At 70.9% G+C, this 20,135-nt stretch carries 17 protein-coding genes; 10 read left to right on the top strand and 7 right to left on the bottom strand.

The genetic code is table 11. The features are described from left to right. Positions 1-98 precede the first annotated feature (98 nt). The 4 genes from ACIQ7M_RS18655 to ACIQ7M_RS18640 all read left to right on the top strand — a co-directional run bounded on the left by ACIQ7M_RS18655 (position 99) and on the right by ACIQ7M_RS18640 (position 3,794). Complete coding sequence (locus tag ACIQ7M_RS18655) at positions 99-236, top strand: SapB/AmfS family lanthipeptide (protein WP_107065889.1); 138 nt, start codon at positions 99-101, stop codon at positions 234-236. Positions 237-386: 150 nt separating this feature from the next. Continuing rightward, positions 387-2,147: an ABC transporter ATP-binding protein gene (locus ACIQ7M_RS18650; RefSeq protein ID WP_386976630.1), complete on the top strand. Its 1,761-nt coding sequence runs from the start codon at positions 387-389 to the stop codon at positions 2,145-2,147. Between the two features lie 119 nt (positions 2,148-2,266). After that, positions 2,267-2,899: a glyoxalase gene (locus tag ACIQ7M_RS18645; protein ID WP_403645307.1), complete on the top strand. Its 633-nt coding sequence runs from the start codon at positions 2,267-2,269 to the stop codon at positions 2,897-2,899. Positions 2,900-3,167: 268 nt separating this feature from the next. Then, positions 3,168-3,794, top strand: coding sequence for a DUF1963 domain-containing protein (locus tag ACIQ7M_RS18640; protein ID WP_403645304.1), 627 nt, complete (start codon positions 3,168-3,170; stop codon positions 3,792-3,794). Positions 3,795-3,943: 149 nt separating this feature from the next. On the opposite strand, the gene ACIQ7M_RS18635 is transcribed toward ACIQ7M_RS18640, so the two are convergent. The 3 genes from ACIQ7M_RS18635 to ACIQ7M_RS18625 form a co-directional block, all read right to left on the bottom strand. Then, the gene (locus ACIQ7M_RS18635) at positions 3,944-4,651 is read right to left on the bottom strand and encodes a hypothetical protein (RefSeq protein WP_403645302.1); all 708 of its coding nucleotides are present in this window, start codon (positions 4,649-4,651) and stop codon (positions 3,944-3,946) included. A gap of 149 nt (positions 4,652-4,800) precedes the next feature. Next, complete coding sequence (locus tag ACIQ7M_RS18630) at positions 4,801-5,016, bottom strand: hypothetical protein (protein ID WP_403645299.1); 216 nt, start codon at positions 5,014-5,016, stop codon at positions 4,801-4,803. Positions 5,017-5,047: 31 nt separating this feature from the next. Continuing rightward, positions 5,048-5,269 carry a hypothetical protein gene (locus ACIQ7M_RS18625; protein WP_403645296.1) on the bottom strand — a complete coding sequence of 74 codons (222 nt, stop codon included), beginning with the start codon at positions 5,267-5,269 and terminating at the stop codon, positions 5,048-5,050. Between the two features lie 204 nt (positions 5,270-5,473). Here ACIQ7M_RS18625 and ACIQ7M_RS18620 point away from each other — a divergent pair, with 204 nt between their 5' ends. Continuing rightward, entirely contained in the window at positions 5,474-6,166 is a 693-nt protein-coding gene (locus ACIQ7M_RS18620) for a VOC family protein (protein ID WP_403645293.1), read from the top strand. A gap of 274 nt (positions 6,167-6,440) precedes the next feature. Continuing rightward, complete coding sequence (locus ACIQ7M_RS18615; RefSeq protein WP_403645290.1) at positions 6,441-7,040, top strand: hypothetical protein; 600 nt, start codon at positions 6,441-6,443, stop codon at positions 7,038-7,040. A gap of 163 nt (positions 7,041-7,203) precedes the next feature. Here the strand turns inward: ACIQ7M_RS18615 and ACIQ7M_RS18610 are convergent, their stop codons facing one another. Next, on the bottom strand, positions 7,204-7,899 hold the full coding sequence (locus ACIQ7M_RS18610) for a TetR/AcrR family transcriptional regulator (protein ID WP_403645287.1): 696 nt from the start codon (positions 7,897-7,899) through the stop codon (positions 7,204-7,206). 104 nt (positions 7,900-8,003) lie between these two features. On the opposite strand from ACIQ7M_RS18610, the gene ACIQ7M_RS18605 reads away from it, so the two are divergent. Then, on the top strand, positions 8,004-9,380 hold the full coding sequence (locus tag ACIQ7M_RS18605; protein ID WP_403645284.1) for a serine hydrolase domain-containing protein: 1,377 nt from the start codon (positions 8,004-8,006) through the stop codon (positions 9,378-9,380). Here ACIQ7M_RS18605 and ACIQ7M_RS18600 read toward each other — a convergent pair. Next, positions 9,377-9,829, bottom strand: coding sequence for a GNAT family N-acetyltransferase (locus ACIQ7M_RS18600; RefSeq protein ID WP_403645281.1), 453 nt, complete (start codon positions 9,827-9,829; stop codon positions 9,377-9,379). The two genes, ACIQ7M_RS18605 and ACIQ7M_RS18600, sit on opposite strands and share 4 nt — an antisense overlap. Before the next feature lie 145 nt (positions 9,830-9,974). Between ACIQ7M_RS18600 and ACIQ7M_RS18595 the strand changes: the two genes are divergently transcribed. Next, the gene (locus ACIQ7M_RS18595) at positions 9,975-10,484 is read left to right on the top strand and encodes a DUF6584 family protein (RefSeq protein ID WP_403645278.1); all 510 of its coding nucleotides are present in this window, start codon (positions 9,975-9,977) and stop codon (positions 10,482-10,484) included. 103 nt (positions 10,485-10,587) lie between these two features. On the opposite strand, the gene ACIQ7M_RS18590 is transcribed toward ACIQ7M_RS18595, so the two are convergent. Both ACIQ7M_RS18590 and ACIQ7M_RS18585 read right to left on the bottom strand, forming a co-directional pair. After that, a complete protein-coding gene (locus ACIQ7M_RS18590; RefSeq protein ID WP_403645275.1) occupies positions 10,588-12,987 on the bottom strand; it encodes a beta-L-arabinofuranosidase domain-containing protein in 2,400 nt (799 codons plus the stop codon). A gap of 334 nt (positions 12,988-13,321) precedes the next feature. Further along, on the bottom strand, positions 13,322-14,128 hold the full coding sequence (locus ACIQ7M_RS18585; protein WP_403645273.1) for an inositol monophosphatase family protein: 807 nt from the start codon (positions 14,126-14,128) through the stop codon (positions 13,322-13,324). Between the two features lie 180 nt (positions 14,129-14,308). On the opposite strand from ACIQ7M_RS18585, the gene ACIQ7M_RS18580 reads away from it, so the two are divergent. Further along, positions 14,309-15,175: a DUF4132 domain-containing protein gene (locus ACIQ7M_RS18580; RefSeq protein WP_403645270.1), complete on the top strand. Its 867-nt coding sequence runs from the start codon at positions 14,309-14,311 to the stop codon at positions 15,173-15,175. After that, complete coding sequence (locus ACIQ7M_RS18575; RefSeq protein ID WP_403645267.1) at positions 15,172-20,073, top strand: DNA-binding protein; 4,902 nt, start codon at positions 15,172-15,174, stop codon at positions 20,071-20,073. Before ACIQ7M_RS18580 ends, ACIQ7M_RS18575 begins: the two co-directional genes overlap by 4 nt. Positions 20,074-20,135: the final 62 nt, after the last annotated feature.

Raw genomic sequence — 20,135 nt, 5'->3', positions numbered from 1 at the left:
CTCCCCTCAAGTCGCAACCGGAACGGATGAGTTGCGCCCCCAGACTCCCGGCCACCCGGCCGGGTGATCCACCCGTCAGTGAATGAAGGAGAACAGCCATGATGATCCTCGACCTGCAGACGATGGACCTGCCCGAGACCGAGGCCACCCCGATCGACGACACCCTGGCGAGCACCAGCTCCCTGAGCGTCCTCAACTGCGGCACCAGCACGGTGAGCACGATCCTCTGCGTGTAGCGGGCAGCGCCCGGTAAGGGGCGCACGCAGCACAGCCGGCCGGGCCGCCACCAGCGGCCCGGCCGGTCGCCCGCTCCCCCCAGCAGCCCCTCCCGACGCCAGGTGCGTGCCCCGGCGCGACGCCCCCCTCGCCCACCAGAGAGGTTCCCCGTGGCCGACGAGCCCGCTCCCCTCGCTCACCACACGAAGGGCCCACTGCGGCTGCGCCGTGAACTGACCGCCGAACCCGGCCCGCTCACCGCCGCACTGGTCCTCGCACTCGCCGCCACCGCCGCCACCCTCGCGCTCCCGCTCTTCCTCCAGGACGTCATCACCGACTTCTCCAGCCATCGTCCGCTCACCGACGACGTCACCCTGATGTGCGCCGCCGCCGTGGCCGGCGCCCTCACCCAGGCCTGCTCCGGCTTCCTGCTCGCCCGCATCGGCGAACGCATGGCGTACCGGCTGCGCATCACGCTGATGGAGCACGCGCTGCGGCTGCCGCTGCCCGTCGTCCGGACCCAGGGCACCGGCGAACTCGCCGCCCGGATCACCTCCGACGCCCTGCTGCTGCGCCAAATCGTGGACGTGGCGAGCCAGTTGCCCCTCGCCACCGTGACCATCGCCGCGACCCTAGGCGTGATGGTGTGGATCGACTGGGTCCTCACCGTGGTCACCCTGGTCGCCCTGTCCGCCCTGACACTCATGGTGACGCTGGTCCTGCGCCGCATGCGGGCCAATGTGAGCGGCCAGCAGGACGCCGTCGGGCACATCGCCCAGCGCTTCACCGCGAACCTGGAGGCCCTCACCACCATCAAGGCCAACCGGGCCGAGCCGCTGGCCACCCGCGCGCTCGCCGAGGACGCGGAACGGCTGCGCTCCATCTCCCTGGAGGGTGCCCGGCTGGGCACGCTGATCCCCGCCGTGCTCACCCTGGGCAACCAGCTCGCCATGATCGCCGTGATCCTCACCGGAGGCGCCCGACTCGCCGCGGGCGACATCACCGCGGCCGCGTTCGCCGCGTTCCTCCTCTACCTGCTGCAGGCGATCCCGTCCGTCAACACGCTGGCCACCGGGCTCGGCCGGCTCCAGTCCGGCCTCGCCGCCCGCGACCGCTGCAACGACCTGCTGCTCCTGCCGCCGGAGGACGACCAGGCCGAGGACGACCAAGCCGCCCCAACCCCGCTGCCCGACGCACCCGCCGTCGCCTTCGACGCCGTCTCCTACACCCACGCCGGAGCCGGCCGGCCCACCTTGCGCGGCATCTCCTTCAGCACCGCCCGCACCGGGCTCACCGCCGTGGTCGGCGCGTCCGGGGCCGGGAAGACCACCACCCTGTCCCTCATCGACCGGTTCATCCGGCCCTCCTCGGGCACCATCACGGTCCTCGGTCACGACATGCGGCACTGGCCCCTGGACGCCCTCCGCACCCGCATCACCTACGTCGACCAGGCCTTCACCCTGCTGGAGGCCACCGCCCGCGAGAACCTCCAGCTCGGCCGCACCACGCCCGCCACCGACGCCGAGCTCGCCACCGCCCTGGACGCCGTCGGACTCGCCGACGACATCACCCGCCTCCCCCAGGGAATCGACACCCTGCTGGGCCGCGAGACCGACCTGTCCGGCGGTCAGAGGCAACGCATGGCGCTCGCCCGCGCCCTGTTGTCCGACGCCGACATCGTGCTGCTCGACGAACCCACCAGCCAGCTCGACGGCCTCAACGAACAACGCTTCCGGACCATCATCGAAAAGCTGGCGACGACCCGCGCGGTCATCGTCGTCGCCCACCGGCTGACCACCGTGCAGCACGCCGAGCACGTGATCATGCTCGACCAGGGAACCGTCACCGACACCGGCGACCACCCCGCACTCCTGGCCCGCTGTGCCCCGTACCAACAGCTCATCGCCAGCCAGGCGATCACCCAGCCCTGAAACGGGTCGAGCGGGACCGCCCTCAGCGCGACCGCGTCGAGCAGAACCGCATCGACCGGGGCCGCATCGAGCAGGATCGGAGAAGCCATCACCGGCAGGCCGCGACTAGCGTGATCCGCATGACTTCCATCGCATCCATCACCCTCGAAGTGGCCGACCCGACCGCCGCCGAGAAGTTCTACGCCACCGCCTTCGGACTCGGCGCCGGGCTGCGCCTCCGCGCCTCCGAGGCGCCCACGGCCGGCTTCCGCGGATTCACACTGGCCCTCACCGTGTCCCAGCCCGCCGAGGTCGTGAGCCTCGTCGACGGCGCCCTCGCGGCCGGTGCCACATCGCTCAAGCCCGTGTCGAAGTCCCTGTGGGGCTACGGGGGCGTCGTCCAGGCCCCGGACGGAACGATCTGGAAGGTCGCGACCTCGGCGAAGAAGGACACCGGTCCGGTCACGGGCGCCATCGACGAGCGTGTGCTCCTGCTGGGCGTCGCGGACGTGAAGGCGACCAAGAAGTTCTACGTCGAGCAGGGGCTGACCGTCGCGAAGAGCTTCGGCGGCAAGTACGCCGAGTTCACCGCGGACGCGCCGGACCGGTTCAAGCTGGCGCTGTACAAGCGCGCCGGCCTGGCCAAGGACCTCGGCGTCACCGACGACGGCAGCGGCTCGCACAGGCTCGCGCTCACCGGCACCGCGACGGCGTTCACCGACCCGGACGGCTTCACGTGGGAAGCCGCTTCACTGGCACCCACGCAGTCCTGACCGGTTCGGCACCGGCCACACCGGCTCATCGGCAGCGCTCGGCCGTTACGCCACGGGGTCGTAGTCTGTCGGCGTGGCCCGCCATACACCGCCGCGTCCCGTGGACGTGGAGAAGCTGTTTCCCGAGCTGGCGCCCCTCCGCAGAGTGACCGTGAGGCTCCACCCGCGTGCGGGTGAACCGACCTGCCGGGACAGCTCGGTGGGTGGCCCTCTGCTCTGGCCGGCCGAGGAAGCGTGGCCCCTGTGTCCGGAGCACGAGGGTGCGCCGATGGTGCCGGTCGTCCAGATCTACCGCGTCGCTGTTCCCGACGTCGTTCCGTTCCCCGACGGGTGCGATCTGCTCCAGGTCCTGTGGTGCCCGCGGAAGCACAGCGGTGGTCGCTGGGTCATTCCTGATGTGCGCCGGCGTGCGGCGGACGCGGTCGGCGAGGTGCTGTCGGCACCGCCGAGTCCGGCCGAGGTCTGGGCGAACTACGTCCCGCGTCCGTGCGTCGTCCATCCGGAGGCGGTGACGGAGTATCCGTACTGGGACCTGGACGATGACCTCTGGGACGAACTGGAGTTCAGGTTCCTGGACTTGGAGCAGGAGACGGGCTGGGACCACCAGAGCCACCTCTCCACGGCACCGGGTACGAAGCTGGTCGGATATCCCGGCTGGAGCCAGGACCCGAGGTGGCCGGACTGCGCGGAGTGCGGGAAGCGCATGGAACACCTCCTGACCGTCGAAAGCACCGAGGGCGACGCACTGTCCCGGCGCACCTGGACTCCGGTCGAGGACGAAGGCGTGACCTACGAGGGGCCGGGCCTGGTGCTCGGCGACCTCGGCGGTGTGTATCTCTTCGAGTGCCGCACCTGTCCCGGCCGCCCCTTCACCCCTCGCTTCGACTGCCCTTAGCGGCAGCGGACTTGGCGGCAGCGGACCTGGCGGCCGGAGCGCGCGGAACCCCTCCTCGTCTCCGGCCGATACGCAGTCGCGGAACCTCTGACCCGAACGGTTGGAGCGGTCGCCGCGGCCCGAGAAGTCGTACTGCATCGGCGCGCCGATCAGGCGACGCGCTCCAGGCCCGCCCTCACGGACTGCCGGGTGCCGTCCCGCTTGGTCGACGCATAGGTGAAGTCCACCGTGTCACCGGGGCGCAGCGTCAGGGTGATGCGGCCGTTCGTGACGCAGTTGCCGGACTGGATGTTCTCCCCGAGGATCACCTGATCCGTACCGCCGACCGCGGTCAGGCTCACGGTGCCGTAGCAGTCGGAGGACTCCATCGCGTAGTGGACGCTGCCGACCCGCTCTCGCAGTGTGCCCTGGTCGAGCTCCACGGTGACGCGGTAGTGGTCCGTACTGGCGGCGTCGACCTCTTCGGCGTACCCCTGCCAGCGTCCGAGGAACTCCTCCGGCAACCCGACGGGCGTCGGAGCGATGGAGGTCGGGGCGCCCGGGGCCCCGTCGGCTCCGCCGGACCCCTCGGACACCGGGGGCGTGCTCGGCGCGACGGAGCTGCGGGGAGCGACGGAGGTTTCGGGCGCGCCGGGGGCGTCGGAGGCGGGCGACGCGCCAGGGAGCGACGGTCCGGAGGCGCGTTGCTCCACATCGCCGCTCAGCTGCACGAACAGTCCGATCAGGGCCGCGACGATCGTGGCAGCGGCACCGATCAGGGCCACGACGAGCGCGCTCCGATGGGAGTCACCGGAAGCCTGCCGGACCGGGCGCTGCGGCCTCGCGTAGGGATCCGGCGGGGACTGAGGTCTGGTCATGGATCGGCCTCTGATGCGTGGTTCAGGGAAGATCAGGCCATATTGCCGTCCAGGCACCGGACTTGTGCGACTTTCAGGCAAATCTCCCGAATAGATCATGCCGAATCGATTCGGCTCGTGCACTGTTCCCGTGGGTGGCACTCACCGGTTCACAGGCACCAGCACACCTTCTGAACCACTCCGGCCAGCTGTTCGGCCTCGGCGGCAGCCGACTCGTGGCGGCTGATCTGGGACTGATGATCGGCATACGCACGTAGGCCCACGGCGCCGACCGACACCACGGGCCCACTGCTGTTTCTGCTGTGCCACCTCGGCTTGGCTGCGTCGATCCGGTCCGGGTCGCCGTCAACGACCGCACTGCTCATGCGTGGTGTCGTCCGTCCGGCACCCTGGCGGTTACGCCTTGACCGGGCCGCTTCCCGGCTCCTTCACGATGCGGTCGCCGACCGCGATCGACTTCCACAGCCGACGGTCGATACGCACCTTCATGAACTGGCCGTCCGAGCGCCTCACCTTGACGAAGTGGTACATGTTCGCGCCGTCGAGCATGCCCCGCGACTTGTCCTCGACGATGCCTTCCCAGGCGTCGTCTGGTCCTGGTTTGTGAGATTTGAACATGCCGCAAGCCTACGGAGGCCCGACACGCGCGTTGCAGAGTCAAGAGGCGCACAAACCGCAGTACAGGTGTCACACCAGGAGCCATACAAATGTCCCGAGCATCGCAACGACGACATGCCTGGCAGGCGAGATCCGCGTTCTGGCTGGGGTCTGCTTCAGAAGTAACGGCAAGCAGGGCTGACAGCGGGCTGCAAGGATGCGGCCATGGAGCAGACACTGAGTCGGCAGGAAGCGTCAGAGGCGGTCCAGGATCACGGGTGGCGCTTCTTGCTGGGCACTTTGCGAACGTCGGTCCGGGTCGGATCGTTGGCTCAGGCGACGGCCTTGGCGTCCGACACTGTCGCGGTGTGCGGCGACGACGCCGACCGGCACCTTCGGGTCGATGTCCGCCCCGACCGGGTCGTCTTCACTCTGCAGTCGTTGGACCGCGCAGCGGTCACTGCCCGGGATGTCGAACTCGCGCGTCAGATCACCGCCACCGCTGACAGGTCCGGGCTCATGGCAGAGCCCGAGATCGGAACGGAGGCACCGCGGTCCGTCCAGATTCTGGAGATCGCCATCGACGCACTGGACATCGCCGGGATTCGGCCGTTCTGGAAGGCGGTGCTGGGCTATACGGATGAGGCGGGCACCGAGGGACCGGAGGATCCACTCGTCGACCCGGTCGGGCAGGGCCCGGCCATCTGGTTCCAGCAGATGGATCAGCCGCGCCCACAGCGCAATCGCATCCACTTCGACATCTGCGTTCCGCATGACGAGGCCCCGCGGAGGATCGAGACCGCGCTGGCGGCCGGCGGCCGACTTCTGTCCGCGACCCGCGCCCCCGCCTTCTGGGTACTAGCCGACCTGGAGGGAAACGAAGCCTGCGTGACCACATGGCAGGGTCGAGACGACTGAAACTCCCGTCGGCCGTGCGCCCCGGAGCAGCGGCTCCAGCCGCACCGCGCCTTCCGGACTCTCGCACTCCTCGACGGCATTCCGCACATCGCCGGACGCTCAGGCCATCCCTTTCGACGCCCTGACACCCTGCTGGACGACAAGGCGTACGACCCCCGGGTCGTTCGTGGCGGACTGCACAAACGCCGGATCGTGCCGGCGCGAACTCGAAACCGACGGGCGCCCGTGGGTCGGGGCGTGAGAGGGTGCGGTTCGATCCGGGACAGGGGGAAGTGTGGGGCTGGTCTACGGCTACGACCTCTATCTGCGTCCTCGGAACGTCGCCAGGGTGTTGGCCAATCTGGCCGAGCTGGCGCCACCGACCCGCGCCGTACCGCCACTTGAGATCACCCTGCCGGGCGGTGACCGGCTCGCCCTCCCGTTCACGTCCCAATTCAAGAGCGAGCCGGTCGACTGCTCCCGGAGCCGCACGCTCGAGCTCGACACGTCCCTCATGTTCGACGTCGATGACGCACTTCGCGAGTACGCGCAGACGAACGGCCCGGAACCCGACGCGGACGGGCGCATCCAGATCGGGTACATCTACGCGACGATCCGGTTCGAGTCCCTTCTGCACCCTGGCTACACGTCGGTGGAGTGCTGGGCGGCGACATCGGGCATGAGCCGCTTGTTCGCGCGGTCGGCCAACATCGGGAAAGTGTTCACCGATCTCACCGCCGACAGCGGAGGAGTGTGCTGCCTGTTCGACACCGGCGACGGCGCCCCCGAGCAAGTCTGCTGGCTCAACGGTGAATCCACCCGAGAGACAGTCCCGGGTCCCCGCTTTCCAGATAGGCGGGCGCTCGTGGCGACTTGGTCCGACTCCGCGAAGTGAGCATCAGTGCTCTCTGTCTGGGACCACAAAATCGAGCTACGAGCTCCGAGGGGCTGACGTGTCGCAGCACCCGCGCTCGACCCGATGAAGGTCATGGCCATGCGAGCGCGATGCTCCTCGGGGGCGTCGTCGCGGACGAATCCGTCGCCGGACCGGACGCGGATCAGCCGGCCTCGCCGACACGGTCGGCCGCCAGGCGGGCCTCGAAACCGTCGAGCAGGGACGGGAGCCCGAACTCGAAGGAACGGTCGGGTGCTCCGGCGTACTCCGTGGCGGCCGTGGTGTCGAGGCGTTTCCGCAGGTGCGGGAATTGCCTGGCGGTCTCGGTGGCGCGTCGCATGGTGTCGGCCATCAGCTCCTCCGCGTCCTCGCCGCTCTTGTTCAGCCGGCGGTTCAACGACACCTGCGCGGCGGGCCCGAGGGTACTGCCGAGCACGAACGCGAGGGCCGCGGCGGCCGCCCGGTCCGCGTCCGCTGCGGCGAAGCCGGCCTTCTCGTAGACGGCCAGGCTGAAGTCGTTGTGCCGGGCCTGGGCCGATCCGTAGAGAAGATGACTGCCGAACGCCTGGACGAGCCAGGGATGCCGGCCGAGCATCGCGTACACGCCGGTGGCGTGGGCGGCGGCGGCCGTACGCCAGTCCGTGGTGTCCAGGTCGGGCACCTCGACCTCGCCCCAGACCGCGTCGCCGGCGAGCCGGACCAGGTCGTCCTTGTTCTTGATGTGCCAGTAGACGGCCGTGGCGGCCGAGCCGAGCCGTTGCGCGAGGCTGCGCATGTTGAGGCCGTCCAGGCCCTCGTCGTCGAGCAGCTCGATGGCGGCACGAACGATCCGGTCTGCGGTCAGCGTGTCTCGCGGCATGGCGACAACCTTACTTGAACTTAGTTCATGGGACTCCTTGCACTTTGTTCAAGTCGTCTCTACGCTCCTTCTTGTACTTAGTTCAAGGAATCCGAGGGGGAGAGATGTCGCAGGACAAACTGGCGGAGTTCGTCTCGTCGCAGGCCACGGAGCTCGGTGTCCCCGGTGCCGCCGTCGGGGTCCTCCTGGAGGGCCGGGAGATGTACGCCTCGCACGGTGTGACGAGCCTCGCCAACCCGCTGCCGGTGGACGAGAACACGCTGTTCCCCGTGGCCTCGGTCTCCAAGACCTTCACCGCGACCGCGCTGATGCGCCTGGTCGCCGAGGGAAAGGTGGACCTGGACGCGCCGGTAAGGCGGTACGTCCCCGGACTGCGGCTCGCCGACGATGAGGCCGCGGCGCGGATCACCGTCCTCAACCTGCTGAATCACACATCGGGCCTGGACTGGAATCTGATCGACGACGGCAAGGGTGACCGCTCACTGGCCGGCCTGGTGGCGAAGCTTCCCGGCCTACCGCTGATCGCGCCGCCCGGTACCCGTGCCTCGTACAGCCAGGCCGGCTACAACCTCGCGGGCCGGATCGTCGAGAAGGTCACGGGGCTGCCGTTCGAGCAGGCCGTGGCCTCGCTCGTCCTGGAGCCGGTGGGCCTGACGGACACCGTGTACGGGCTGGCCGAGGCGATGGTCCGCAAGTTCGCCGTGGGCTACAACCGCGCCGAGGACGGCGAACTGCGCGTCGCCCGGCCCTGGAACGCGTTCAAGGAGGGCGCCCGCGGCGACAACCCCGGCGGCGGACTCGCCTCCTCGGTCAGCGACCTGCTGCGCTGGGCCCGGTTCCAGCTCGGCGACGGTGCCGGCGTGCTGCCCGCCGCCGAACTGCACCGCATGCGGGAGCGGACGGTGGAACTCCGCGGCAGCACCCTCGGCGACGGCTTCGGCATCTGCTGGTTCCTCCACGACTTCGACGGCCTCCACGGGATCGGCCACGGAGGTTCGGGCAACGGCCAGTTCGCCGAACTGCTCATCGTGCCCGAGCGAGAATTCGCGGTGGTCTCGCTGGCCAACCTCGGTCCGAACGGCTACCCCTTCAACCAGTCCGTCGTACGGTGGGCACTCGATCACTACGTCGACGTCACCGAGAAGCCGGTGCGGCCGCTCCCGTACGACGAGGCAAGGGCCCGGCAGGTCGTCGGCCGCTACGAGATCGACGCGATGAACCTCGACATCGCCGTCGACGGCTCCCGGCTCACCCTGGGCGTCGGGATCAAGCCGGAGATCCGCGAGGCATCCGATGAGGAGATGCCGCCGGACCACCCCGCCGCGGCCATCGGCTTCCTTCCCGGCGACGGCGACGAGTACGTCATCACCGAGGGCGGCCTCGAGGGCCAGCGCGGCTACTTCTCCCGCGACGCCGACGGTGTGATCACCGGCATCGACATCGCGGGCCGACTGTTCCACCGGGTCACGCGGGCTTCCTAGAACGCCAGTGGCAGATCGCGTCGGAAGACGGCCATGGCGCGACCGGGGCCGTTGTAGTCGTCGGTGATCCTCACGTCGAAACCTACGCTGCGATGGAAGGCGATCGAGCCGGTGTTCTCCACCGAGGTGATCGCCTTCAACCGTCGCGCGCCCTGGAGTTCGGCCGCTGCGGCGAACGCCGTGTACAGGCGGCGCCCGAGACCGCTGCCACGGGCGTCGTCCCGGGTGGCGATGAGATGCGCATACCCCGTGCCGTCCGGCGTGACGAACCCGAAGACGTAGCCGCGGATCCCGTCCTCGGCACGCGCGACCAGGCAGGTGGCCCCGAACTCCCGCACCAATGCCAGAAGATGCAGCGAACGAAGGTCGCGCCCACCCCAGTAGCGGGAGTGATCGGCCAGGACCTGGTGAAAGTCGGCCACGTCAGCGGGTGTTATGTCGATTCCCATGAACGACGATCCTGACAGACACCCGGCACCGGGCAGCCCAGCACCCAGCATCAGGCATCAGGCATCAGGCATCAGGCATCAGGCATCAGGCATCAGGCATCAAAAGGAGTCGACGCCGGTCGCCACGACAGTCGATCATCGGCACATGCCACTGAGAGACACCCTGGCGCGCGTCGACGCGGACCTGGCCGCGGGCCGGGTCCCCGTCGCGCGCCAGCGCCTGCGCGGACTCGTGTCGTCGTTTCCGAACGACCTGACGCTTCGGCGCCGCCTCGCCGAGACCTACCGCCTCTACGGAGAGCCCGCCGAGGCGGGCCGCTGGATGTATCTCGAATCGGACCGGGACACGGCCGAGACCTCGGCCTTCGAGGCCAGGTACGGCACCCCGGAGCAGCGGATGCGCGCACTCGGCTGGAGCGGCTCGGAGTCACTGGCCCAAACAGCCTTCGCCAGAGGGCAGTTGGAAGCGGTACGGGTGGCATGCTCCGACTCCATGGGCCATCCCGTCGCATGGGACACCGTGCCGGACGGCGGCACGAAGCCCGACTGCGGGAACAGCCCCTTCACCGACTTCCTTGCGGGAGCCGGATGCCTGCTGGCGGTCGTCGCGTTCCTCGCGATCTGGGTGAACGGCCTGGTGGCCCTCTTCGACTGAACTCGGCGGCCGAGAACCCGTACGACGTGTGCGGCGCGGGGGCTGGATCGGCGGCGGGCCGGACACCGCGTCGCCGATCCGCCGCCGGGCCTGACTCAGTCGCTCACAGGAAGCGCCACAGGTGATCGGCCGTACCGTTGTCGTCGTACTGGACCACCTGGGCGCTGTTGGCGGTGGACATGTGATCGACGCCCAGAACCTTGCCGCTGTTCTTGTTCCGGATGCGGTACCAGCCGTCGCCGTTGTCGACGAGCGTCCACAGGTGGTCGTCCGTTCCGTTGTCCTCGAACTGCACGACGATCGCGCTGTTGTCCAAGGACATGTGGTCGACGCCGAGCACCTTGCCGCTGTTGCCGTTGCGGATCAGATGCCATCCGTCGCCCCGGTCGATGAGCTGCCAGGCGTGGTCGCCCGTCCCGGTGTTGTCGAACTGCACGACGCGTGCGCTGTTCTCGGTCGACATGCCGTCGACGGCCAGGACCTTGCCGCTGTTCTTGTTGGCGAGTCTGCGGAAGGGTGGTTCCGGCGTCCAGGGCCGGCCGTCCGGAGCCGCCGTGGGGAAGGACGTGACACGAAGTCGCGCCGCGCCCATCGGGATGAGGGTGACCGTCTCGACCGGCGCGTCGCTGCGGGCCGGAGAGTCCTGCAGCGGCGCCACGACATGTTCGTCGTCCGCGACCCACTCCGGGATCTTCCGGGCCTGCGCCGAGAGGGACACGGGCGTGGTGCCGGGTGTGAAGGGCTGGTCCGGAACGACGGTGCCGATCTGCGCCGGAGTCAGCGGGGTCTGCGGCAGAAGGCCGTAGTTCCATCCCGTGGTCGCGTGGACCTCGTACGCGGGGAACGCGTCGTCTCCCGCGTACCGGTCGTAGCGTTCGCCGATCTTCAACGAGTAGGTGAGGGGGCCTCGTTCGGCGCTGACCGCGCCGTGCTGGCCGGGCCATGAACGGAGTCGGGCCTTCTGAGGCAACCGCAGGCGCACGATGTCGCCCTCGCGCCAGGTGCGGTCGATCCGTGCCCAGGACGGGCCGTCCGAGGCGGCGACCGTCGTTCCGTTGACCTGTAGTTGGGGACCCGTGCACCAGCCGGGCACGCGCAGTCGCAGGGGGAAGCGCACCGGACGGGGTGTGGAGACGGTGAGGGTGATCGTGTCCTGGAAGGGGTATCCCGTTTCCTCGGTGACGGTGACCGTCGTTCCCCCGGCGACCACCGCCTTGACGCGGCTCGGGGCGTAGAGCGCGGCGGTCAGGCCGCCGTCGGCACCGGTGAGCCAGAGTTCCTCGGTGAAGTAGGGCCAGCCCATGCCGTAGTTGTGAGGGCAGCAGCGGTATTGGTCGACACCGGCGTGGAAGGCCTGCATGGCGAAGCCGTTCTGGAACTGCCCCTGCGTCTTGGGGCGGTTGTCGAGGTCGACGCTGTTGGCGCTGGTGATGTAGTGAATGGACTTGCCGTCGGGATCGAGGGAGGCCGGGAGCATGTTGAAGGCTAGGTCCTCACAGCGGTCCGCCCAGACCGGGTCCCCGGTGATCCTGGTCAACAGCTCGTGGCTGGCCATGAATTCGACGATGCCGCAGGTCTCGAAGCCCTGCCGTGGGTCGGCGAATCCGGGTCGGTAGTTCTCGTCCCCGGCCAACCCGCCGCCGGGGAACCGCCCGTAGGAGCCCATCACGGTGTCGTAGGCCCGGTACGTGGCGCTCACGAGGTCGGCGGAGCCGGTCAGTTGTCCGTACTGGGCGGGTTCCCGGAAGCCCTGGGCGATGTTCACGTTGTGCCGGCTCGGGGTGGCTCCGGTCCAGTCGGCGCCGTAGCCGTGCATCTTGGCGGCGAGGTCGAGCAGGAACGCCTCGCCGGTCCGGCGGTGGAGCCATACGGCGATGTCCAGGCCGTCGCCCCAACGGTAGGACACCCAGCTCGTGTTGAACGCGCCGGGCCCCTGGGCGTTCATGAAGCGGAGGAAGCGGACGAGGAACGGCACGATCCGCGTGTCGTGGGTGTACTCCTCATGCGTCCGCAGTGCTTGCAGAAGCGGCAGGAAGGGCCAGAAGTCCGGTCCCCCGTTGAGTGCCGTGCGTAAGCCGCGGGGCCCGAAGAAGCCGTCGCTCTGCTGGGTCGCGAGGATCCCGTCCACCCACTCACGCGATCGCGTGAGCGCGTGCTGGTCGCCGGTGGCGATGGCCAGCGGGATGTAGCCGCGCAGCCAGTACGGCACCTCCTCCCAGGCGTCGTGCTCGGGATGCACCCAGCCGGTCGTGGAGAAGTCGAGGAAGTGCGAGAGATTCTCGTACGTGCCGCACAAACCGGCGAGCTGCAGCCGGAGTTGGCCGGCGAGCCACCCGCGGGCGACCACGCTTCCGGGCGGCAGCTTCTGGAAGGCGTCGGCCGGCGCCGTCTCCGCTCGCGGCTGGGGCGCCGCGGCCGCGGACCCCGCGAACGGGCCGCCGAGCGCCGCGGCGCCCAGCGCTCCGGAGCCCAGGGCGAGGACTTTCCGTCTGCTCACTGACATGCAGGTGACCTGCCTTCCGATAAGGGGTCCGCTCGCAGTGCGACAACGTTGTCCGACTTCTACAACGTTGGAAATGGCGCCGCGGACATGACAGCACGACGGGGTCCGGCTGTCCAGGAGTCGTCGCGAACGATCCCGGACCTCCCGTGCGGAGGCCGGCAGACAACCGGACGGCGCGGGCGAAGGCCCGTAGCCGAGCCGTCGGATCCGTGCGGGTGTCAGCTCCCGATGACCGATTGCCGGAACGCGTTCCTGGCCCGCCAGTGGGCAGCGAGCCAGGACCGGGGCACCTCAGATTTCATGTCACCGTCCGGAGCCTGTTCCGGGTAGTCGTTCACACGCGCGGCCGTGGCTTCCCGATCATCGACATCAGCAGGTGGTGCGTCTCGGCGTCGGCGGCCACCACCACGCCCCGGCCCGTCGGCCCGATCGGGGCACCGTCGATCCCGGTGACGACGCAGCCCGCCGCCTCGCACAGCGCGATGCCGGCGGCGAAGTGCACGCTCCCGGACAGGTCGCCGCCGTCCGTCACGTACGCGGCCCGCTTGCCGGCGGCGACCCAGCTCAGGGCCAGTGTGGTGGACCCGACCCGGGGCCGGAAGCGTTCCACGAAGGCCGGCCGCGCCAGCAGGTCCACGGCGCGGAACCCGGGCGCTCCCGGGAACGGCGGGTCCAGGTTGACGTCCACGAGCCCTGTGGCGGACGAGGGCACCAGCCGGGCGTCGGCACCGTCACGCCGTACCCACGCGGTCTCGCCATCGGTGAAGTAGACCTCGCCGCCGAACGGGTCGGCAACTGCGGCGGCACCGCCGCGCAGCGCCACGTTCACGGCCACCAGCATGGTGCCGGCCGCGTAGTTCAGCGTGCCGCACAGGGGGTCCACCAGCCACTGACGCGCGGCCCCCGCCGCACCCTGCGGCCCGCTCTCCTCTCCGAGCACGGCGTCATCGGGCCGGGCCTCGCGAAGGATGCCGAGAATGGTCTTCTCCGCCTCCACATCGGCGGTGGTCGCGAAGTCTCCGCCGCCCTTGTCGATCCGCGCGAGGCGCCGCCCGTACAGGGCCCGCACCACGTCCGCCCCGGCACAGGCCGCGGCTGCCGCGACCGCGGCATCGTCAAGTCCCGCATACGAGTTGCTCACCTCCGGCACGATATCGGCGGGGGACACCGTCGGGTGCGGCGGCCGGGATCTGTGGGGCTGCGGGGCCGATTGTCAGTGGCCGACGCTAGCGTTCGCTGCATAGTCGCACTCCACCCGGGACGGACTGACCTGGGTGAACTGTGCTTTCATCTGGTGTTCTTGACGCGGAAGGCTGTGCTCGTGGGGTGGGTGTCGGCGGGTGACGGGTATGAAGTCGCCCTTGTGGAGGGGCGGGTGGCGGCGCGTGCCACCTCGGGCCGGTCGGCGGGGCGGCAGCTCAAGTCGCTGCCGCGCGCGCTGAAGGACCACCCGGAGGTGGACCGGCTGCGGCGCTTCGCCGAGTGGCTGGACCGTCATGCCGCGGCGTGTGTGGCACAGGTCGACGCGTGGATGGTGTCGTCGCTGCCCGTGCCGACCGGGTTGCTGGCCCGGGTGTGGCCGGACGAGGCCTGGCAGTCCGCGCTGCGCGATCTGGTGGTGGTCGGCGACGACCCCGACGACGTGGGCTTCCTGCGCGGCGCCACCGACACCGGCGAACTGATGCTGGTGGACCTGGACGGCGAGACGGTCCGGATAGCCCCGCGCACGGTGACGCTGCCGCACCCGGTTCTCCTCGCGGACCTCGATGATCTGCGTGACTTCGCGGCCGAACTCGGCATCGTCCAGGGTGTCGAGCAGATCCACCGGGCCACTTGGCGGCAGCCCGAGGACCTTCGTGCCAAGGCCACCGAGGTGAGGGACTTCGCCGGGGGTTCCTTCCGCTCCCGCTTCGCCCTCGCCGCACGGGCCAGTTCGCTCGGCTACCGCGTGTCCGGGGGGTACGCGACCGCCCGCGTGCGGGACGGCGGACGCACCCTCGAATCCTCGGTGTGGATCGGGGAGCCGTACTGGGACAGCGAGGTCGAGACCGGATCGCTCACCTGGCGGGACCACGACGGCCGCGCCCTGCCGCTCGGCGAGGTGGGACCGGTCGCCTGGTCGGAGGGGATGCGCATGGCCGCGGCGCTGTACGCGGGCCGCGTCATCGAGGAAGGCAAGAACGCATGAGCGGGGGGACGCAGGTGTCGTACGGGGAACTGCTGACGGCGGGCGCGGTGCTGCCGCCCGACACGGAGGGTGCCGGCGAACTGGGGGTGCCGCTGACGGCGCGGACGTACCGTCACCCGGGCCTGGACGACCGGGTGGTGGTCCGGCTGGTCGCGGGCGAGCTGGGAGCAGCGGAGGACCTGGCCGCCGGGTTCCTCGGTCTGGAGCAGGACGCCGAACCCGTCGTCGTCGGCGTCGGACCGCGCCAGTCACTGGGCTTTCCCGAATGGGTGCTGGTGCACCACCCGAAGGACGGCCACCACGCTCTGCGTGTGGTCCCGGACCTGGAGCGGGCCGGGCGCCAGGCCAAGTCCCGCCCGAAAGCCGCGCTCGACGCCTTCGTGGAGCTCGGGGAGCGGCTGGCGGCCTCGGTGCCGCACTTCCTGCCGACATTCTACGAACAGGCCGGACGGGTGTTCCTCGCGGAGGAGAACGCGACCTACGCGGCCCAGCTCTTCACCCGGGCCCGCAAGGCCGAGGCGGAACACGGTCTGGCGGTGCAGGAGGAGCGGCTGGACGCCGTGTTCCTGGAGTTCGCGCTCGCAGGGGCCCTCCCGGTCAAGGTGCTCTCGGCGTACGCCAGGGAGCTGGCGGCGCGGGTGCCGGCCGAGGACGCGCTGCGGCGCTTCACCCGGCTGTGCCTGCGCCGGACGGCGGGCGGGCTGCCGCCGTCGGCGCAGATGGCGAACGACCTGCGCAAGCTGGCCCGCGCGGCCGGCCGGGACGCGAATCTCGCCGAGCAGGAGTACGTCTCCGAGCTCCTCACGCTGCCGGCGACCCTGCGCGCGGCGGCCGGCTGGTGGAAGGGACACCGCACGGCGCTGGTCGCCCTGGCCACGCGCGAGCCGCGCGTGCGGGGCGTCCTGCTCGATCTGATGCCCGCCGCTCACGACAGCGACATGCCCACGATGTGGCTGGAGCTGCTGGAGGCCGCCGGCGCCACCGCCGGACTGTGGGACGCCTCCCTGCCCGATGAGCAGCGGCCGCAGGACGGTGCCGCGGGCTGGCTGGAGCGCTTCCTCAACTACCGCCAGCGGGCCCGGTCCTGGCGTGACCCCAGTCGCATGGCCGAGCTGTATCCGCTGGTGGAACGGACGGCGGACCGGCTGCGGACCGAACTCGCCGACTCCGGTGCCACGTTGAGGGTTGTTCACGATCTCGACCTGATCGACCTGCTGCTGTCGCTCGACGTTCCAGTGGCCGCTCCGCGGAAGGGCGACGCGCTGCTGCTGACGCAGTGGGCCCTCGGAGAGGGGCGCCGAGACCTGGTGTCGGTGGCCGCCGACAGCCGCTTCCACGGCGCCTTCCGGCAGGGCGCGGACCGGTTCGGCAACGACGACCAGTCGCTGCGGGCGATCGCCCTCCTCGCCTCGTCCCCGGGCGGCGGTCCGCTGCTCGCGGACTGGGTGCGTACGGTCGTACGGCGCTTCACCGCGGTCGGCCTGCCTCAACTGCCCGACGCACTGGCCCGGTTGAAGTGGCTGCCCGCCGAAGCGCTGGCGCTGGCCGAGGACGAGGTGCGGGCCGCCGCCGGCACCGACCTCGCCCCGGTCCTGGCGCGCACCCTGCGGGCGGGACTCTTCGACGAACTCGGCTGGCCCGCCTGGGAGGACGCGATCGCCTCCCTGGTCCCCAAGGCCGACATCGAGGACGTGGTCGTCGCCGACGCCTGGCCGCACCTCATCGTGGCCGGGGCCGCCCAGGCGCGGGTGATCGGCGCCGAGGGCACGCTGCTCACCCACGACCTGCGGCTCCCGGGGAACGGCAGCTGGGGCGATCCGGGCTTCCACCACGTGGACGGAGAGCTTCTCGTCTACTGGAACGACCGCAACGACGGCCTGCGCGGCTACTGGCACCCCCGCCCCGACCGCCCGGTGTCCCTGGAAGGCGCGCGGAACACCCGCGGCATCCGGATGGACTGGTACCAGGGCCACGGACCGATCACCCTGCCGCTGCCCGGCGGCGGCCGCACGACCGGCGGCGGCGTCCTGCACGCCGGGGACACCACCCTGCCCGAGGAACGGCAACTGCTCTGCGACGGCGTCTCGTACTGGGTGTGGTGCTCGGACGGCGGCGCGCACGACTGGCACGAGTACGACCCGGCGACGGGTGAACACGGCCGCGCGAGCAGGCCCGCCTTCTTCACCGACGCCCTCCGGGACGCCCCCGAGGGCAGCACGTTCGGCGGGGGCCGGCTGAGCCCGTCACCGACCGCCGGCGCCACCCCCGCCTCCGCGCCCGTGGACGGTCTGGTCGGCCTGCGCATGGTGAAACTCCCCGACGGCTCCGTGCGCGCCCAGGACCTGGCCGGACACACCGTCACCCTGCCCGCGGACGCCGGCCGCCCCTCGACGCTGGTGGTCTTCCCCGGCGCGCAAGAGGCGCGGGCGATCGTCCGCGAGAGCTGGAGCCTCGCCGTCGTGGACGCGGACGGAGTCGTCACCTCCGTGGCCAAGACCGACCGCGCGCCCGGAGCCTTCGGCGAGGGCTCGCTGCTGCTGCCGCCGGTGCAGTACTGGGAGTGTCTGACAGCCCGCGATCCCGAGGGCTCCGCGGCACTGCGGCACATCGACCGCGACACGGCGGCGGCCCTGCTGTCCGCCGCGGGCGAAGAGGACAAGGACGTCCTCCTCGAAGCGATCCGTTCCCACCTCCCGGTCACCCACGACGCGCTGGTCGCGGGGATCGCCGGTGTCGTCCGGCACGCGGGCGGTCAGCAGGCCGTCCTGGACGCGGTGGCCGCCCGCCTCACCCGCGCCCTCGACGGCGGCCCGCAGGAGGAGGGCCCGGCCGGACCGCCGGACACCGTGCTCCTCGACGCCACGAACGGCCTGTGCGGAACGACCCGTTCCTGGTGGAACCGGGACGACGAGGCCGACACCGTCTTCCGTGCCCTCCGCGAGATGAGGCGGGCGGCCGCGCTCTCCGACGCTCCCGCCGCCGAGGGACCGGCGGCGCTCCTCCACCTGGACGGACGACGGATTCCCGTCGGCCAGCCGCATCTGGAGACGCTGCTCGCCCGCGTGCCCGCCCTGGCCTTCCGGACAGCGGCCTGCACCACCCACGACGACCACCGTGCGGCCCTGCGAGTACTGCTCGCCGAGTTCGACGCCCTGGACCTCGCGTCGGCGGCCGAGTCCTCGCACTGGCGCGCGGTGGAACTGCGCCTGGGAGCGGGCGTGCTGCGCACCCCGTCGGGCGAGTGGCGCGAAGGCGCCTGGAACGGGGTGCTGCCGCTCGGCGGCGGTTCCTTCATCGCCGTGATGGGACGCCTGTCGCAGGACGAGGACGGCTGCGTCTTCACCGGCTTCTTCCACGATCCGTCCGTGCGCTTCGCGACCCCGGAGCCCTACGAACTCCGGGCATCGGCCCCGCTGGGCGGGGACGCGCACGCGGGCCGCCTCGGCGCGTTCCTCGCGGAGCTGTCCGCACGCGGCCCGGCGCCCTGGTTCCCGCAGGCGGCCGAGGAGTTCGCACGCCTGACGGGCATCACCGACACCATGGCCCGGCTGATCGTGGCCGGTCTGCCCCAGGTCGACGTCTACGAACGCTCGTTCCTGACCGCACAGGCATGCGCGGCCATCGGCGTGAAGGCCGCCGCGGCGGCCGTCGCCAAGGAGGAGCTGCACCAGGTGGACCCGGCGGCCCGTGCCGCGGTCGTGGCCGCGCTGCTGCCCGCCGAACCCGCCCGTCTGTGGACCGAGGGTCCGGACTGGGCCGCAGCGGCCGAGGTCTGGAACACCAGGGTGGGCCGACGGGCCGCCGTGCCCGAGGAGTTGCTCAGCGACGCGATCCGCGCCTTCAAGCACGGGCAGTGGAACGTCCGCCAGGCACTGCCGGCCCTGCTGGACCCGGCCGGTGAGCCCCGGCTCACCCGTGACCTGGAGTGGGCAGTCGACGGTGACCGGGTCAAGTGCGTCGACACGGACGGGGCCGGATTCGGCGGGCCGGTCCTGATGGGCTTCGTCGGACTCGCCGCCTGGCTCGCCCACCGGCTGCCCGCCGGCGATCCGATCCGTGCCGCGCTGCCCGCAGCGCTCGACGCCGTCCGCGACCGGCTGTCCCACCCGGGGCTGATGCTCGACCTCAACCAGTACGTCAGCATGACCGCCTTCCGGAAGACGGCGGGCGCACCGACCGAGGTCGGCAAGGGATACGAACGCTACGGCGCCGTCGTCCTCGCCACGCACGACGACCAGCCCTCCCCCGCCCTGCGGGTCTCCCTGCTCGACGAGGCGGGTCAGGACCCGTACCTGCCCGCGCTGCGCGTCGACGGCCAGCGCCCCTACCAGGTGGAGGTGGCCCTGCGGCTGGCCCGTTCCGCCCGCTTCGAGGCGCTGCTCGCCGATCCGGGCGACCCGCGGGCGGGCGAGCGGGCCGAGGACGGCACCTGGTGGCCTCAGGACCCGACCCGCTCGGTTCCGGACCTGGTGACGGAGGCCGCCAAGGAGTACGGCCTCGGTGAGGACGCCGCCGCGCTCTACCTCATGCTGCTCGCCATGCCCGACCCGACGGACCGCATGACGGCCCGCTGGACGGGATGGAAGCCGGCCCGTCTCAAGGCGGCCCGTGCCGAACTGGCCGCCACCGACCTGGTGGTGGAGGCCAGCCGCACCAGGGCCGGGCGTTCGCTGTTCCTGCCCGGCGGCTGGGTGGTGCCGAAGGCTCCGCGCGTCCCGCTGGAGCAGTGGAAGCGGCCGCTGTACGACGACCTGCTGTGGAACGAGGAAGCCCTGCTCGCCGTGATCGTGCCGACCGAACCGGTCGCGGACCTGTACCGAAGGGTCTGGCAGCAGGTTCGGGAGGGCGGCGGGCCCCGGTTCGAGGAGTTCGCGATGCGACCCGGCCGCCGCCGCTGACACACCGCCGGGGCCCGGACGACCTCCGGAACGGGCCCCGGCACCTTCCGCCACGCATCCCG

Origin of the sequence: Streptomyces sp. NPDC096324 (genome assembly GCF_044763015.1) — a bacterium.
In the GTDB taxonomy this organism is placed as follows: domain Bacteria; phylum Actinomycetota; class Actinomycetes; order Streptomycetales; family Streptomycetaceae; genus Streptomyces.
Note: the sequence above shows the minus strand (reverse complement) of the source record. Positions and strands in the feature narration are given on the sequence as shown.